This window comes from Pseudoalteromonas sp. S1727 (assembly GCF_005886375.1).
Lineage (GTDB): Bacteria > Pseudomonadota > Gammaproteobacteria > Enterobacterales > Alteromonadaceae > Pseudoalteromonas > Pseudoalteromonas haloplanktis.
In genome coordinates, this window is record NZ_PNDT01000011.1 from 115626 (window position 1) to 132305 (window position 16680).

18 protein-coding genes are annotated in these 16680 nt (G+C 42.1%); all 18 read left to right on the plus strand.

Going from position 1 to position 16680, the window contains the following annotated elements; all coding sequences use genetic code 11:
- The first annotated feature begins 5 nt into the window (after positions 1 to 5).
- The 18 genes from CWB85_RS03925 (at position 6) to CWB85_RS04010 (ending at position 16666) form a co-directional block, all read left to right on the plus strand.
- Positions 6 to 569 carry a COG4648 family protein gene (locus CWB85_RS03925; protein WP_138554161.1) on the plus strand — a complete coding sequence of 188 codons (564 nt, stop codon included), beginning with the start codon at positions 6 to 8 and terminating at the stop codon, positions 567 to 569.
- Positions 559 to 1917: an AMP-binding protein gene (locus CWB85_RS03930; protein ID WP_138554162.1), complete on the plus strand. Its 1359-nt coding sequence runs from the start codon at positions 559 to 561 to the stop codon at positions 1915 to 1917. Before CWB85_RS03925 ends, CWB85_RS03930 begins: the two co-directional genes overlap by 11 nt.
- The gene (locus CWB85_RS03935) at positions 1901 to 2263 is read left to right on the plus strand and encodes an ApeI family dehydratase (protein WP_138554163.1); all 363 of its coding nucleotides are present in this window, start codon (positions 1901 to 1903) and stop codon (positions 2261 to 2263) included. Before CWB85_RS03930 ends, CWB85_RS03935 begins: the two co-directional genes overlap by 17 nt.
- The gene (locus CWB85_RS03940; protein WP_016706738.1) at positions 2260 to 2997 is read left to right on the plus strand and encodes a glycosyltransferase family 2 protein; all 738 of its coding nucleotides are present in this window, start codon (positions 2260 to 2262) and stop codon (positions 2995 to 2997) included. The genes CWB85_RS03935 and CWB85_RS03940 overlap by 4 nt, the downstream gene beginning before the upstream one ends.
- Positions 2997 to 3965, plus strand: coding sequence for a lysophospholipid acyltransferase family protein (locus CWB85_RS03945; protein ID WP_016706737.1), 969 nt, complete (start codon positions 2997 to 2999; stop codon positions 3963 to 3965). The genes CWB85_RS03940 and CWB85_RS03945 overlap by 1 nt, the downstream gene beginning before the upstream one ends.
- A gap of 1 nt (position 3966) precedes the next feature.
- Positions 3967 to 5511, plus strand: coding sequence for an HAL/PAL/TAL family ammonia-lyase (locus tag CWB85_RS03950; protein WP_016706736.1), 1545 nt, complete (start codon positions 3967 to 3969; stop codon positions 5509 to 5511).
- Positions 5504 to 5929, plus strand: a complete 426-nt coding sequence (locus CWB85_RS03955; RefSeq protein ID WP_138554164.1) for an acyl-CoA thioesterase — start codon at positions 5504 to 5506, stop codon at positions 5927 to 5929. The genes CWB85_RS03950 and CWB85_RS03955 overlap by 8 nt, the downstream gene beginning before the upstream one ends.
- The gene (locus tag CWB85_RS03960; RefSeq protein ID WP_016706734.1) at positions 5929 to 6477 is read left to right on the plus strand and encodes a LolA family protein; all 549 of its coding nucleotides are present in this window, start codon (positions 5929 to 5931) and stop codon (positions 6475 to 6477) included. Before CWB85_RS03955 ends, CWB85_RS03960 begins: the two co-directional genes overlap by 1 nt.
- Before the next feature lie 67 nt (positions 6478 to 6544).
- Positions 6545 to 8713, plus strand: a complete 2169-nt coding sequence (locus CWB85_RS03965; protein ID WP_138554165.1) for an MMPL family transporter — start codon at positions 6545 to 6547, stop codon at positions 8711 to 8713.
- Positions 8714 to 9958 carry an NAD(P)/FAD-dependent oxidoreductase gene (locus CWB85_RS03970; RefSeq protein WP_016706732.1) on the plus strand — a complete coding sequence of 415 codons (1245 nt, stop codon included), beginning with the start codon at positions 8714 to 8716 and terminating at the stop codon, positions 9956 to 9958.
- Positions 9946 to 10500: a DUF3261 domain-containing protein gene (locus CWB85_RS03975; RefSeq protein ID WP_016706731.1), complete on the plus strand. Its 555-nt coding sequence runs from the start codon at positions 9946 to 9948 to the stop codon at positions 10498 to 10500. The genes CWB85_RS03970 and CWB85_RS03975 overlap by 13 nt, the downstream gene beginning before the upstream one ends.
- Positions 10500 to 11666, plus strand: coding sequence for a beta-ketoacyl-ACP synthase (locus CWB85_RS03980; protein ID WP_138554166.1), 1167 nt, complete (start codon positions 10500 to 10502; stop codon positions 11664 to 11666). Before CWB85_RS03975 ends, CWB85_RS03980 begins: the two co-directional genes overlap by 1 nt.
- The gene (locus tag CWB85_RS03985) at positions 11653 to 12108 is read left to right on the plus strand and encodes an ApeP family dehydratase (protein ID WP_138554167.1); all 456 of its coding nucleotides are present in this window, start codon (positions 11653 to 11655) and stop codon (positions 12106 to 12108) included. Before CWB85_RS03980 ends, CWB85_RS03985 begins: the two co-directional genes overlap by 14 nt.
- Complete coding sequence (fabG, locus tag CWB85_RS03990) at positions 12105 to 12830, plus strand: 3-oxoacyl-ACP reductase FabG (protein WP_016706728.1); 726 nt, start codon at positions 12105 to 12107, stop codon at positions 12828 to 12830. Before CWB85_RS03985 ends, fabG begins: the two co-directional genes overlap by 4 nt.
- Positions 12830 to 14059 carry a beta-ketoacyl-ACP synthase gene (locus CWB85_RS03995; protein WP_138554168.1) on the plus strand — a complete coding sequence of 410 codons (1230 nt, stop codon included), beginning with the start codon at positions 12830 to 12832 and terminating at the stop codon, positions 14057 to 14059. The genes fabG and CWB85_RS03995 overlap by 1 nt, the downstream gene beginning before the upstream one ends.
- A gap of 25 nt (positions 14060 to 14084) precedes the next feature.
- Complete coding sequence (locus tag CWB85_RS04000) at positions 14085 to 14864, plus strand: MipA/OmpV family protein (RefSeq protein ID WP_283235128.1); 780 nt, start codon at positions 14085 to 14087, stop codon at positions 14862 to 14864.
- A 1-nt stretch (position 14865) separates the two neighbouring features.
- The gene (locus CWB85_RS04005; protein ID WP_016706725.1) at positions 14866 to 15297 is read left to right on the plus strand and encodes a hypothetical protein; all 432 of its coding nucleotides are present in this window, start codon (positions 14866 to 14868) and stop codon (positions 15295 to 15297) included.
- 67 nt (positions 15298 to 15364) lie between these two features.
- On the plus strand, positions 15365 to 16666 hold the full coding sequence (locus tag CWB85_RS04010; RefSeq protein WP_138554170.1) for a DEAD/DEAH box helicase: 1302 nt from the start codon (positions 15365 to 15367) through the stop codon (positions 16664 to 16666).
- Positions 16667 to 16680: the final 14 nt, after the last annotated feature.

Sequence of the window (16680 nt, forward strand, 5' to 3'; positions counted from 1 at the left end):
TTATTATGCTCAAGGCAATCAGTATAACACTGGCGCTAGTGTGTTTAACCTTATACCCATTTATCGTGTATTTTGGTTTGCAATATACGTCAGTGAAATATGTCAGTATGATATTGATTGCTTTAGTTATTATTCGTTTAGTTGTGAGCCGTCAGTTGCTAAAACGTATGCCTTGGCTCATACCTGCAAGTGTACTGGCGGTAATAGCGTTGGCTATTTCAACGTGGCAAAGCACTGAGATTGGCTTACGTTTGTATCCGGTTATTATAAATACAGTTATGGCTATTACGTTTGCGTTTTCATTGCGTTTTGGCCCCCCGGTAATTGAAAGCTTTGCGCGTCTTCGTGAACCTAAATTAGACGCCAAAGGTATCCGTTACACTCGCCAAGTTACTAAATTGTGGTGTGTTTTTTTTATTATTAATGCCAGCGCTGCACTGTACACGTGTTTATACACATCGCTATCGGTATGGACGCTGTATAATGGTTTAATTGCTTATATTCTGATCGGATTAATTATGGCAATTGAGTGGTTAGTAAGACAAAAGGTAAAGAACAATGCCAGTTAGACCAATACAATTTGACGACAAGGCTGCATTTTTTGTCGACCAACGGCTGATCACACACAGCGAGTTTGTTGCAGATATTAAGCAGTTTCAAAGTAAATTACAGCAATTAAAACCTGCCAGTCAGGTGGTGTTATTTCATCCCGATACTTATCAGTTTGCCGTGCGCTTATTTGCCTTAGCAACTCGCGGCCATACCGTTATTTTACCGCCTAACGGTCAGCCTGAGACTTTGCAAATTTTTTTACAACAAAGTGCTATTTTTTGCGGTGATGACAGTCAGCTGGTATTTACACAAGGGTTGCTAAATATTGAGACACAGCCACAGGTTGTAAACCCATCAAATATTACGTTGACTTGGCCTAGCGAAGCGATGGTGGTGTTTTATACCTCGGGCTCGTCTGGTCAATCAAAACCAATTGTTAAATCATGGCATGTTCTCAATCGTGAGTTGATGGTATTGAGTTCAAGCTTTCAGTTATTAGGCCGCCTGACCTTTATCTCAACGGTATCGCATCAACATATCTATGGCTTACTGTTTCGTTTGTTATGGCCTTTAGCAAATGGTCACATTATTGATAGCACCCAACTGCAATACCCTGAACATATTGCTCAAAAATTACAATCGTGCCCGCAAGCTGTTTTAGTCTCAAGTCCTGCGCAATTAGCTAGGTTGTGTAACGATAACGTTTTAATGACACAAAGCGCCTCGCTGCAATGGTTATTTTCATCGGGTGGCCCGTTAAATAATCAACATGCTGAGACTCTATATCAGCAGCTTAAACGACCAATCACGCAAGTATATGGCAGTACGGAAACGGGTGGGATTGCCTATCGGCAAGTATTAGATGCGTCAATCAATACACCATGGCAGCCATTTTCAGGTAATCAGTTGTTAGTGAATGAGCATGGCCGATTATTGTTAAATTCTTATATCTTACAACAAAAAAACGTCCCGTTAGATGACAGCGCTGAACTGCTCAGTAATGGTCAATTTCATCTGTTAGGCCGATTAGATCGCACCATCAAAATTGAAGAAAAACGGCTAAATCTTGATGAATTAGAAGGGCAATTAGTAAAGCATGAATGGGTACAAGAAGCTAAGTCGTTGGTTGTGCCTGCTAAACGTGTGCAGATTGGTGCGTTGGTTGTACTCAGTGCAGCAGGTCAGCAGTATTTAGAGGAGCAGGGGAAATTGGCGTTAAACCGGTTACTGATTAATTTCTTAGCGAGCCGATTTGAGCGTGTTTGTCTGCCTCGTAAATGGCGCTATATTCAAGCGCTTCCTTATAATAGCCAAGCTAAGTTACATATCAAAACCATGGAGCAGTACTTTGCAAAGCCTGAATAACACTCAGCCAGATGTCACTGTGTTATCGCAGTCAGCAGACAAAGTGAGTTTGGCGTTATACATCAGTGAAGAGTTAGATTATTTTCGTGGCCATTTTCCTGATGCCCCTATTTTAGCGGGTGTTGTACAACTGGATTGGGCGGTAAAATTTGCCCAGCAGTATTTGGCATTTCCAAGTACAGTAAATGATGTAGAAGTACTTAAATTTCAGGTTGTCACCACGGCGAATATGACGGTTAATCTTACGCTTGAACGAAATAAAAGCGGTAAATGTATCTTCAGTTATCATTCTGACAAAGGCCAACATGCCAGTGGTAGGCTCGTCTTTGCATCGCAACCATCATGAATCAGTATTGTATTGTTATTCCTAATTATAATCATACTCATGCGATTGCTGATGTATTAAGCGAACTGGCTGAGTTGTCATTACCTATTATTATGATTGATGATGGCAGTGATGCAGATGCGAAGCAGATATTCTCTAGTCTGCAGCAACGTTACCCTTTTTTAAGGTTACTTACCCACAGTGAAAACCAAGGTAAAGGTGGGGCGGTGCAAACCGGTTTACGCTACGCATTTGCAAATGGTTTTAGCCACGCAATACAAGTTGATGCCGATGGCCAGCATAGTTTAAACGATATTAGTAAATTGATTGCTGCCAGTGAAAGTGCACCTGAAAATGTAGTCAGTGGCTGCCCAATCTACGATAGCTCAGTACCAAAGCACCGTTATTTAAGTCGTTATATCACTCATTTCTGGGTATGGGTTGAAACCCTGAGTTTTGATATTGTTGATTCGATGTGTGGGTTTAGGGTTTATCCGCTGCAATACACAGAGCGATTAATGAATAAACGTGCATTAGGCACGCGGATGGACTTTGATATTGAAATTTTAGTGCGCTTATATTGGCAAGGTGCGCGCGTTACATTTATTCCAACTCACGTGATTTACCCTGAAGATGGCGTGTCTCATTTTCGCGCTCTGCACGATAACCTAGGTATTTCTTGGTTACATACGCGGTTATTTTTTGGCATGTTAGTGCGTATGCCTAGATTACTTTGGCGCAAGGTCGCAGGTTAATGACAGTAAAACATTGGTCAAAAATGCAAGAACGCGGTAATCAGTTTGGCATGCAAACTTTGCTATTTGCTTATCGAGTACTTGGGCGCAAAGGTTTGTGGATAGTGTTATTTCCTGTGTTATTGTATTTTTTTCTCTCTGGGAAAACGGCACGTTTAGCGTCATTGCAATTTTTAACCCAAGTTAATCACTACAATGGCGTGGACAAGCAGGCAACTTGGCGTGATAGTTTTCGCCATTTTCGCTCATTTGCCGATAGCGCATTTGATAAAATAGATGCATGGCTTAATCGTATTAAGCAATCTGACATTGTGTATACAAATGAAGCTTTGTATAAACAATTAGATGAACAGAGCCAAGGCGCAGTGTTTATAGGTTCTCATCTTGGTAATCTTGAAGTGTGTCGTGCACTTAGCCAACATCGCCGGAGTAAAGCTATTAATGTGTTGGTATTTACTCATCATGCGGTTGAATTTAATAAAATCCTTCAGCGGATCAATCCTGCTGTTAGCGTTAATTTAATCCAAGTGACAGACTTGGGTCCTGATATTGCAATCTTGCTGAAAGAAAAAGTTGAACAAGGTGAAATAGTGGTGATTGTTGGTGACAGAACCAGCAGCTCCAGTGCAGGGCGAGTAGTAGAGTGTGATTTTTTAGCTAAGCCTGCGCCTTTTTCACAAGGGCCATTTATTTTAGCTGCATTACTTGATTGCCCGGTATTCTTTTTATTTTGTTTAAAAGATCGCAGCGAACAAAAAGGCGTGTTCTATCGTGTTGTATTTGAAAAATACGCGGATAAACTTGTTTTACCGCGTAAAACACGTCAGCAGGCATTACAAACAGTTATAGCGGATTATGCCTCGCGGCTTGCTCATTATACGGCTTTGTATCCATATCAATGGTTTAATTTTTATGATTTTTGGCAAAATGATCACACGGTGATCCGTGACCAAAAGAAGGGGAAGTAAGGTGTCGGATCTCGCAACTACAGTATTTGGAAAGCAACGTTTAACAATTGAAGATATTGTGCATATTGCATTAGAGCAGGGCGCCGTTGCGCTCTCTGGTGATGAACACTTAGCGCGTAAAATTAACAGCGCAGTGGCCTTTTTAGATCAATTATTAAAAGAAGATGGCGTGATCTATGGCGTAACCACAGGCTATGGTGACTCGGTGACAGTTAAAGTACCCCTGACACTGGTTGATGAATTACCACTGCATTTAACCCGTTTCCACGGTTGTGGTTTAGGTGATGTGTTTAATGTGGCACAGGGGCGCGCAATATTAGCTACACGTTTGGCGTCACTATCACAAGGGTATTCTGGTGTTAGTTGGGATATGCTAAATCTGCTCACGGCCTATTTAAATCATAATATTGTGCCTGTTATTCCTCAAGAAGGATCCGTTGGTGCAAGTGGTGATTTAACGCCATTGTCATACGTTGCGGGAGCCATGGTGGGTGAGCGCGATGTATTCTATAAAGGCGAAATTCGCAATAGTTTAAGCGTGATGCAAGAGCTGGGTTTAATACCGTTAACACTAAGACCTAAAGAGGGTCTGGCGGTGATGAATGGCACCGCGGTAATGACGGCCTTGGCCTGTTTAGCGTTTGACCGCAGTGCATATTTAGCTAAGTTAACCAGCCGAATTACTGCTTTTGCAAGCCTCGCCTTAAAAGGCAATAGTCATCACTTTGATGATATTTTATTTTCGGTTAAGCCACACCCAGGTCAGCAACAAGTGGCTAGTTGGATCCGGGGCGACTTAAACCATGTTGAGCATCCTCGCAATGCGGACCGTCTACAAGATCGTTACTCAATTCGCTGCGCGCCGCATGTTATTGGTGTAGTGCAAGATAGCTTACCTTGGTTTAGGCAAATGATTGAAAATGAGCTTAACTCTGCTAATGATAATCCGATCATTGATGGCGAAGGCGAACATGTTCTCCATGGCGGGCACTTTTATGGGGGCCATATTGCCATGGTCATGGACAGTATGAAAACCGCCGTAGCAAATTTAGCTGATTTAGCGGATAGGCAAATTGCTTCTTTAGTGGACACGCGCTATAACAATGGTTTGCCATCAAATTTGTCAGCCAGTACCAGCGAAAGGCGTTATATCAATCATGGTTTTAAAGCGGTACAAATTGGGGCGAGTGCGTACACCGCAGAAGCACTTAAATTAACGATGCCAGCGAGCGTATTTTCACGTTCTACTGAATGCCATAATCAAGATAAAGTGAGTATGGGCACCATCGCTGCCCGTGATTGTTTACGCATTTTACAATTAACAGAGCAAGTCGTTGCCAGTACGTTACTGGCGAGCGTGCAAGCATTGCGATTGCGAATTGCTCAAAATGAACTTGATTATTCAAGCTTAACAGCAGACGTACAAACAATGTATAACGATATTTGTGAGTATTTTGAAGTGCTTGATGAAGACCGCCCGTTAGAGAGTGTACTTAGGTTTACTGTTGCAGCAATTCAAAATAAACGCTGGAGTTTGTATGAATAGTAAAGGGGCGCTGCTTAGTGCGCACGTTGAAATTGAGATTCCTTTTCATGACTGCGATCCAATGAATGTGGTGTGGCATGGTAACTATGCCCGCTACCTTGAAGTTGCTCGCTGTGAGCTACTGCGTTTATTTGATTATGACTATATTCAAATGAAAGAGTCAGGTTATGCGTGGCCAATTGTTGATATGCGGATCAAATATGTCAGCTCTGCGACGTTCGCGCAGAAAATACGTGTTGATGCTTATTTAAAAGAATATGAAACGCGTTTACGTATCGATTATGTAATTACCGATAGCCAAACGGCGCAAAAACTCACTAAAGCAACCACTGTTCAGGTGGCTGTTGACGTGCAAACACATGAGCTACAATATGTATCTCCAGCAGTTATAAGTGAAAAACTGCATAAGGTCATCTGATGATACGATTCGTTTTATTTTGCCTAAGTTGTTTATTAACAACAGTGATTTCAGCAGCTGAACAGCCGCCCAATAGAGCCGGGGAATTTAGCCAAGAAAAATACTTTGCTGGTTTCACTAAGCCTTTTATTTCCAGTGGTGTGTTTCTATTAGATGCAGAGCAACTGAAATGGCAGGTGACAAAACCAGTAACGAATACATTATTGATTAAAAATGGCCAAGTTTATCTGGAGAATGCGCAAGGTGAAGTGGTGCTACAACCGGGGGCGGCTCCTTTTGTGAGTTTATTACAGGCAATAATCAGCCATGATTTAGACGCGCTAAAGCCACAGTTTACGTTCTCTGCTGATACGCAAGAAGGCTGTTCGTTGTTGTTGCCAAAAGATCAGCTATTAAGCCAGTTGTTTGTCAGTTTTCAGTTGTGTGTTGTGGCTGGGAATGTACAACAGGTGCGACTAAATGAACACAATGCTAACTACACAATAATACGTTTTAACTATTCTGCGCCTGTTAAGCCTACAACCGCTGAAGCTTCGGACATAAATTAAGGTGGCTCGCAGGTTTATTGCATTCGCTTGGTTGTTGGCGCTGGTACTCTTATTAACAGTAGTTATTGTGTTGCAAAAACCGCAAATTGATAGTGATATTTTAGCTTTAATGCCACAGTCTGATACGCGTATTGACAACGTTGAAGCACACTTTTTTGCCGATAATAAACAACAAATCATGTTTTCTATTACTGGCAAACATGCCAAACAAGCGCATGACAAGCTTAACGAGTGGCTGATTGCTAATGATCTACCCGCGCGTTTTAATGTGCCGCGCATTGATGTATTAAGTCAATTTTATGCACCTTACGCTGGGCGTTTACTAAGTCAAGAATATCGCGCTGCACTTGAGTCTCAACAAGCATTTAATACTTTTTATTATCAGAAGCTTAGCCAACTTGCTGATCCCTTTGTCAGTACCACTATCCATCTTGATGCGAGTTTGAGTTTGGGCAGTTTTTTAGCCCAACAAATGCAAACTCTACAAACCTTTAATCTAGAAGAAAACCGTTTAACAGTCTTGCATAATGACGCCAAATACTATCTGTTATTTGCACAGATCAATGATAATGCCTTTGGTATTGAACAAGCACAGCAGCTCACTGCAAGCATTGAACAACAGTTATCGCAATTAGCTGTAGATTTTGAGCAAACCACTGTACGTTATTCTGGGGCGGTATTTCATACCAGTGCCAATGCCAGCCAAGCCAAATATGAAATGACTCTATTTGGTACTTTAAGCCTGCTGGCCTTGATCACTATGATTATATGGGTGTTTCGTTCAAGTGTTGCACTTTGGCTTGCTTCATTGACTGTTTTGAGCGCAATTTTAGGTGGTGCAACGGTATTACTAATGGCATTCTCTGAAGTACATATTCTCACCTTAGTCTTTGCCGTTACGCTTATTGGTATTGCCATTGATTATTCTTTTCATGGCATGTTGGACTTGTCCAGTGGTCAGGCAAAAGGTTATAGCCGAGGGGTAAAGGTCGCGCTGCTTTTATCTTTGCTGACAACTTCACTGGGCTATGCCAGTTTATATTTTTCGCCTATGTTATTACTGGCTCAAGTTGGTGTATTTGTGGTTGCGGGGTTGTTTAGTGCATGGTTATGCACTTTACTCATTACGCAACAGTGGCAGCATCAGCTTATCATTGCAGCGCCAATAATTAATATTGCCAATAAACTCAAAAACATCTTACTGTGTTGGCTAAAACTGCGCCGCTATGTATTACTCGCTAGCGTATTGTTGATCGCACTCTGTTATTTACATACCCCCGTAAGCTTTAATAATGATGTTCGCTTGTTAAATGCAAGCCCCCAGACGTTGATTGAAAATGAAGCATTTCATTTATCATTATTAGGGCGAGGTAATGGCCAAATCATGATCATGTTTGCAGATGATGAACAAGCATTGCTTAAGCAATTAGCCAGCTTTAAAACTACGCTTAGCTTACAATACCCCGATGCAACAGTTAATGTGCTTAGCGATTTATTGCCAAGTGCAGCGATGCAAATGCGAAATAGTGCGCTCGTGAAAGAAAAACAGCAACAAGGTTTCTTCACCGAAGTAGAAAATATGACCGGGCAGCCAATTATTGTCTCTACAAAGGTGTTAACGCTCGATTCTCTACTCACATCGCCTTTAGCACCTTTTATCGAGCAACAAGTAATGATAAGCGACGAATTTGTGGCCAGTTGGTTTATGGTCACTGATGTGCCCACGCGTGTTTTAGCAGAGTCTGCATCCGCCGATCCGCACTTGCTGGTTTACAATAAAGTGGCGTTGCTGAGTGAGGGGCTGGCACACTATAGTCACTCACTGCTTATTACCCTAGGTTGCGCTATCTTGCTGGCTGGTTTTTTGTTTGCATGGCGATTTGGGGTGGTGTGCGCGTTTAAACAAATGGCAGTACTTGCTGTTACTATCGCGATTATTTTATCGTTATGCAGTGTGCTGCAAGGTAGTTTATCAATTTTTAATTTGCTTGGTAGCTTGTTGGTAATGGCGCTATCTATTGATTACCTTGTTTTTTATCAAATAAATCAATTGAGTAGAGAAAATATTATAGCGATCAGTTTATCAGCGGTTTCATCCATGTGGGTCTTTGGAATGTTAGCGATGTCAATCACGCCTGCAATCTATAGCTTTGGTTTAACAATTATGATCGGCTTAATCGCTATATTTATTTTGGCGCCGTTGACATTGGCTATGCCTAAAAGAAAGGAAAAATAGGTGAATACGGAAAATCAACATTACGACGTGGTGATTATTGGTGCCGGGCCATCTGGCGCGGTGGCAGCCAGTTTATTAGTAAAACGCGGGTGGCAAGTATTAGTGCTTGAGCAGCAGTTGTTTCCTCGTTTTTCAATTGGTGAAAGTTTGTTACCGCAGTGTATGGAGTATTTGGAGCAAGCAGGCTTACTTGAGCTTCTGCATTCTAATGCCGCAGCACTGGGTTTTCAATTTAAGAATGGGGCTGCGTTTCAACGCAGTGGTGAGCATGCAAGTATTGATTTTACTGAAAAGTTTAGCCAAGGCCCAGGGACTACTTACCAAGTTAAACGTGCCGATTTTGACAAATGCCTTGCCGATGGTGCTGCTCAACAAGGTGCTGAAATCCGTTATCAACATACCGTTGTCGCCTATCACAACTTGGCAGAGGGCGCTCAATTAGAAGTAAAAGATCAGCAACAAAACAATTACAAAGTTACAGCGCGATTTGTGTTAGACGCCAGTGGTTTTGGGCGTGTACTGCCGCGTTTATTAGATCTTGAACAGCCGTCAAATTTTCCTGTACGCAGCGCTTTTTTTAGTCATTTTAAAGATGGTATTGTGGATGATAGTTTCGATCGCAATAAAATTTTAATCAATGTGCACCCAATTCATAAAGATGTTTGGTATTGGTTGATCCCTTTTAGTGATGGCACTGCTAGCATCGGTGTTGTAGCAGAGCCGACTCGGTTTGCCAAAGATGTTGAGCCACTTTCATGTTTAAATGATTTTATTGAGCAAGATCCATTTTTAGCGCAATTACTTAATAAACGAGAAGCGATCGGTGCCGCGCGCAGTATTAGCGGTTACTCAGCCAATGTAAAATCTTTAGTGGGCAATAATTTCGCTTTATTAGGTAATGCAGGGGAATTTTTAGATCCTGTATTTTCTTCAGGTGTAACTATTGCGCTTAAATCAGCTTCTTTGATTGCCCCGTTAGTGGATAGTCATTTACGTGGTGAAGAGGTTGATTTTGTGGCGGATTACAGTAAACCGTTGCAGTCTGGAGTGGATTGTTTTAGAACTTATGTGAGCGCTTGGTATGATGGACGTTTTCAGGATGTCATTTTTTATACAGAGCAAAATCATCAGGTAAGAGAAATGATCAGTGCAATCTTAGCTGGTTATGCATGGGATACCGAAAACCCCTTTGTGAAGCAAAGCGAACGCAGGCTGACAACGTTGGTGGCTTTATGCCAGTCGTAATACGCATCACAGCATTCGTTATTGTTATGCTTTTAACTGCGTGTACTACACAGTTTGCACCACAGAATGAGGTTGAGATTGCTGATAATGCCTCACTTGAATTAGCTGATCCACCTAAGCAGTTAGTTATCGATAATTGGCAGCAAGTTTTACACGTATCACATCAACAGCAGCAGCATACTTTGCTTGCGCAGTTAAGTATTGATGATCAACAAGGTATAAATTTAGTGGTCATGACGGCACAAGGAATGCCTATTTTCATTTTAGAGAAGCCATTTGGTGCGCCCATAAAAACGACTAAAATGTTGCCTATAGCGGGGGTTGATCCGCGTTTTATCTTAGCTGACATTATGCTAGTGCACTGGCCTGCTGATGAGATAAATAAACGGCTTCGGGGTGCAGTGATGGATGAACGTAAAGATGAGCGACGTATTAGCAATGATGAACAACTATTGATCACTATTAATTTTTCGGGGCCTGTAACCCAACTTATTAATTTTCAGCATGATTATAAAATACAATTTCAAAGGGTTGAGCAGTGATGCCGGTTTGGTTAAATGATTTAGGGATTGTGAGTGCTTTGGGGACAGGGCATCAGCAGACCATCGATAGTATAAATTCTCAACACAGCAATACATTAACAGCCACGGATGAATTAGCATTTGCAGGTCGATCAACGTATGTTGGCATGGTTAAAACACTGCCTTTATCAGCGATGTTACGTACATATGCTTTGATTGATGATGCACTTGCGCAAATAAAGCCAACACTTGAGCAGTTTAAAGTTGCTGAGCAGCGTATTGCTGTAGTGGTAGGAACCAGTACGGCGTCGATTCATGAAGGTGAACGCTCTCGTAAGCAGTTTAAACAAACGGGTCAATGGCCGCGGCACTACAGTTATAGCGATCAAGCACTGGTCGCTCCGGCACACTATATTGCCAAGCAGTTGCATGCAGGTGGCCCTTGTTACAGTATTTCAACGGCATGTAGCTCAAGCTCAAAAGCGATGATCAGCGCACGGGCATTACTATTAGCTGATCTTGCTGATGTGGTTATATGCGGTGGTGTAGACAGTTTATGCCAGTTGACCGTTAATGGTTTTGATTCTCTGTCATCAATTAGTGACGCTGTTTGCCAACCATTTTCTTTGACTCGAAGTGGTATAAATATCGGTGAAGGAGCGGCATTATTTGTCATGAGTAAAAAGCGTAATCAAGGGCAAACGGTTGCGTTTTTGGGGGGAGGTGAAAGCTCCGACGCACATCATATTTCAGCACCAGCACCTGATGGCAGTGGTGCAGAGCAAGCGATGTGTGCGGCTTTACGTGATGCCAATATAACTGCCGATGCGATCGATTACATTAACGCGCATGGTACGGCCACACAGCAAAATGATGCTATGGAGTCACTTGCAATTAATCGTGTATTTGGCAACAATACGCCAGTTAGCTCAAGCAAGCATTTAAGCGGCCATACCCTTGGTGCGGCGGGGGCAATAGAAGCAGGGATTTGTTGGTTAAGTTTAATTAAGAATGATTGTTTGGCTACGTTACCGTTTAATTCAGGTGACAAAGACCCCTCTCTTGGTGAAATTGCATTATTAACTTCACCTTTTATAAAACCTCTAAAATATTGCTTGTCCAATTCGTTTGCATTTGGCGGTAATAATGTCAGTGTAGTACTAGGACTTATTGATGAACAACTATAATATTGAGCAAGTAGTACCTCATAGTGCCCCTATGATTTTGCTCAATAAACTCATCGCTTATGAACAAAATAGCGCTACTTGCGAAGTGACTATTTCACCAAGCAGTGCATTTTATTCAGATGATTTACAAGGTGTACCAAGTTATATTGGTACTGAGTATATGGCACAAGCAATTGCGGCATATGCAGGCGCTTTGGCTAAAGACCAAGGCGAGGCGGTTAAAATAGGCTTTTTAATTGGTACGCGTAAATACCAAACGCAGACCCCTGTTTTTAAACTTGGCTCAGTATTACAGGTTAGGGTTGCGAAGCTATATCAAGAAGATTCAGGGTTAAGTGTGTTTGAATGCTGTATAAAAAACAATAACACAGCATTATGTGACGCTAAAATCAATGTGTTCCAACCCCATGACCCACTGCAATTTATAAGAGAACAACAATGACAAAACGAATTTTAGTAACAGGGTCAAGCCGAGGAATAGGTAAGGCAATCGCATTACGCTTAGCCGAGGATGGCTACGATATTGCGGTGCATTGTCGTACTGGGATAGAAAGCGCACAACAAACTTGTGATGAAATTAGCGCATTAGGGCAACATGCCAGTTTATTGCAATTTGATGTGTGTGATAGAGCGGCTGCGAAACAACAAATTGAAGCCGATATTGCTGAGCATGGTGCGTATTACGGTGTGGTTTGCAATGCTGGGATCACCAATGATATGGCTTTTCCTGCGATGTCAGGGGAAGATTGGGACAGTGTCATTCGCACTGGGCTTGAAGGCTTTTATAACGTTGTGCACCCAACAGTGATGCCAATGGTACAAGGGCGTAAAGGCGGACGCATTGTTACTATGTCCTCAGTGTCTGGAATCGCTGGTAATCGTGGTCAGGTCAATTATAGCGCTGCAAAAGCGGGTATTATTGGTGCCACAAAAGCGCTATCGCTTGAGCTTGCTAAGCGCAAAATTACTGTTAACTGTGTTGCTCCTGGCTTAATTGATACGCAAATGACGGATGATTTACCTGTCGATGAAATGCTTAAGATGATCCCGTTAAAACGCATGGGTGCTGTGAAAGAAGTCGCTGGCACAGTGGCTTTTTTGATTAGCGATGATGCGGCGTATATTACTCGCCAAGTTATCTCTGTTAATGGTGGTATGGTTTAATGAAGCGCGTTGTTGTTACGGGAATGTCGGCAATTACTGCGCTTGGAGATCAATGGCCCGTATTTAAAGAAGCATTACAACGGGGTGAAAACGCTGTGCAAGTTATGTCGGACTGGGATTCTTTGCCTGAGTTAAATACGCGACTTGCAGCACCTATTACCCATTTTACTAAACCAGCTCATTATAAACGCAAACAAGTGCGCTCAATGGGACGCGTTGCTATTATGTCAACGCGCACCACTGAACTGGCATTAGACCAGGCTGGTTTATTAGACGATCCAAGTTTAACCGATGGCTCTACAGGGGTGTCCTTTGGCTCATCAACAGGGTCAACACAACCTTTAATTGCCTTTGCAAAAATGATGGAAACAGGATCGATGGCAGGGGTAACAGCGACCAGCTATATCCAAATGATGGCGCATACTGCACCGGTAAATGTAGGCGTTTTTTTTGGTATTAAAGGTCGAGTGATCACTACCAGCTCTGCATGTACATCGGGGTCGCAAGGTATTGGCTATGCCTATGAAGCCATTAAATTTGGCCGTCAAAAAGTCATGGTTGCAGGGGGGGCTGAAGAGCTATGTGTAACGGAAGCTGCTGTATTTGATACTTTGTATGCAACCAGTACTAAAAATCAAACACCTAAATTGACTCCTCGACCTTTTGACGCAAATCGCGATGGTTTAGTTATTGGCGAAGGGGCTGGGACCCTTATTCTCGAAGAATATGAACATGCTAAGGCACGTGGCGCTACAATCCTTGCAGAAGTCGTTGGGTTTGGCTGTAACTCAGATGGTCAACATGTTACGCAACCCACTGCTGATACGATGCAAGTGGCCATTGAAATGGCACTGCAAGATGCTAATTTATCAGCAGATAAAATCGGTTATGTTAATGCACATGGCACGTCAACTGATCGTGGTGATATTGCAGAATCCCACGCTACCTTTAACGCATTAGGCGCAAAACCAATCAGCTCGCTTAAAAGCTATTTAGGGCATACTTTAGGTGCTTGTGGCGCAATTGAAGCATGGGCCAGTATTAACATGATGCAGGATAACTGGTTTGCACCAACTATTAATTTGACTGAAATAGACAGTCAATGTGCGCCGTTGGATTATATTACCGGTTCAGGTAGAGAAATTCAGACTGATTATGTAATGAGTAATAATTTTGCGTTTGGTGGTATTAATACTTCTCTGATTTTTAAGCGTTATCAAGGTGCATAAAAGTGTTCTAATTTACCTACTACTTGTGCTATTTAGTTGTGGCTCTTTTGCCGCTTCTAAATTAGAGCTCGGTGGTGGCGTTTTTATGGCTGATATCCCTCATTATTTAGGCTCTGATCAAAGTGAGCAATACGTCATGCCAGTACCGTATATTCGCTACCAAAGTGATGAACTGGATGTCGATCGTAATAGCTTTACTGGCTATTTATGGTCTCAGGAAAATTTACATTTAGACTTATCAGCTTCAGTTAGTTTAGCTGTTGATAGCGAAGATAATAGTGCTCGTGAAGGCATGGACGACCTAGATTGGGTGTTTGAGTTAGGGCCATCACTTAATTATTATTTAATTGGTACACCCAAAGCAGCACAACACTTATATGTTGGCTTATTTACCCGTAAAGCCATGGCAACCGATTTTGGCTCGATAACCAATGTTGGTTGGCATTATGGGCCAAGTGTGTACTTTGAAACTCCGTTACTCAGTTGCGCAGAGTCTGTGTTTACGGCCAGTATTCGTGCTAACGTAAATTTTGCTGATGACCGCTATTTAAATTATTACTACGGAATAACCGCCGCGGATAGTCACCTTGCTCGTAGCGAATTTAACAATCAATCAGGTTATGCTGGCAGTGATCTGTCAGTAGGATTGAATTTTGATAGTAAAAAATTCTGGTTGGGTGGTTTTGTAAAATACCACTCATTAGCGGATAGTAAACAGCACAGTAGTCCATTGGTTAAACAAAACAGCAATGTATCATTTGGCTTTGGTGTTGCTTGGAAGTTTTATACCCAACAAGGAAATTAATATGAAATTGATTCATAGTGTACTTTTAGTCGCAGCTTTATTAACAACAGTGGCAGCGAATGCTCGTGACGATATTGGTAAGTACCCAATCCAGTCTTTACTCGCTTCGAGCAAAGCGAAAGAGGCATTATTAGACATTCCACTTTATTTTGCTGACCAATCACACCCCAAAGAAAGCAGTCGCTATGGGGAAGTGATCACCAATAAAAAAACGAATGCCTTTAATAAAAGTGATCAAGAAGCATGTGAATGGGTAATGCTCAGCGCGCTTAAAGCCCTACAAGAGCGCGCAGTAAAAGAAGGCATGAATGCCGTGGTAAATATTCAGTCGTTTTATAAAAAACGTGAGTTTGTTAGCAGCACTGAATATGAATGTGGTGCAGGGACTCTTATGGCTGGCGTGGCATTAAAAGGCACTTTAGTTAAGTTATAACTAACTGCTTGCATGAAATTGCTGTATAATTTGCGACCCTTGATAATGTGGCCGCAGGTTATACAGCATGAATTTTAAATCTTTTAGTTTTGCCCCTGAACTTCTTCAGGCGTTAGATGAACTTAACTATCACACCCTTACGCCCATTCAACGTAATGCCATTCCAGCAGTACGTAAAGGCAAAGACGTTTTAGCCAGTGCCCAAACAGGGACAGGTAAAACAGCAGCTTTTGCATTGCCTATTATTCAAAAGTTATCTGAAGTTGAATACACAAAAACAAGCGCACCGCGTGCTTTAGTGCTTGCTCCAACGCGTGAGCTTGCAGAGCAAATTGCTAATAACTTTCGCGACTTTTCAAAGTACACTCAGCTTAAAATAGTCAGCTTATTTGGTGGCGTAAGCACGGTTGGCCAAGCTAATGGCTTAAAAGCGGGTGTAGACATTGTTGTTGCGACTCCTGGGCGTTTACTTGATCACATTCGCTTAGGTAATTTAAGTCTTGCTAATGTACAGCACTTAGTCCTTGATGAAGCAGACCGTATGCTCGACATGGGCTTTATCACAGATATGCAAACAGTGATAAATGGCTGCGCAGAAGATCGCCAAATCCTACTTTTCTCAGCAACGTTCCCGCCAGCAATCAAACAGTTTGCTAGCAAAGTCTTAAAACAAGCTGAAATCGTCCGTGTTGACCAAACTAATAGCACCGCAGCAACGGTTCATCACGTGGTTTACCCTGTAGAAGAGCGCCGTAAGCAAGAATTACTATCAGAATTAATAGGTAAGAAAAACTGGCAGCAAGTGTTGGTGTTCGTCAATATGAAAGAAACAGCTGATGAATTAGTTAAAGAACTAAACCTTGATGGAATACCCGCAGCTGTGTGTCATGGTGATAAAACCCAAGGTAATCGTCGTCGTGCATTGAGTGATTTTAAAGCAGGCAAAGTTCGCGTGTTGGTGGCAACAGAAGTCGCCGCTCGCGGTATTGATATTAATGATTTACCACGTGTAATTAATATTGACCTACCATGGCTTGCAGAAGATTACGTACACCGTATTGGCCGCACAGGTCGTGCAGGCAAACAAGGTCAGGCAATTTCGTTTGTCAGCCGTGAAGAAGAAAACATGTTGTTTGAAATTGAAACCTTAATTGGTCAAAAAATTCAACGTGAATATTTACCTGGTTATGAAGTAAGTAACCGTGAAGTATTGATTGAAAAAATCGGTAAAAAACCGTCGCATTTACGTCGTAGTCACTCAAATAAACCGTCAGGGCAAGCAACCGGTGAAGCACGTGCTAAAAACCGCTCACGTATCTCCAATGTACGTAAAAGCTTAAAAGGCGCAAAACTTTCTTTAAAGAAATAAGAGTATAAGTTACC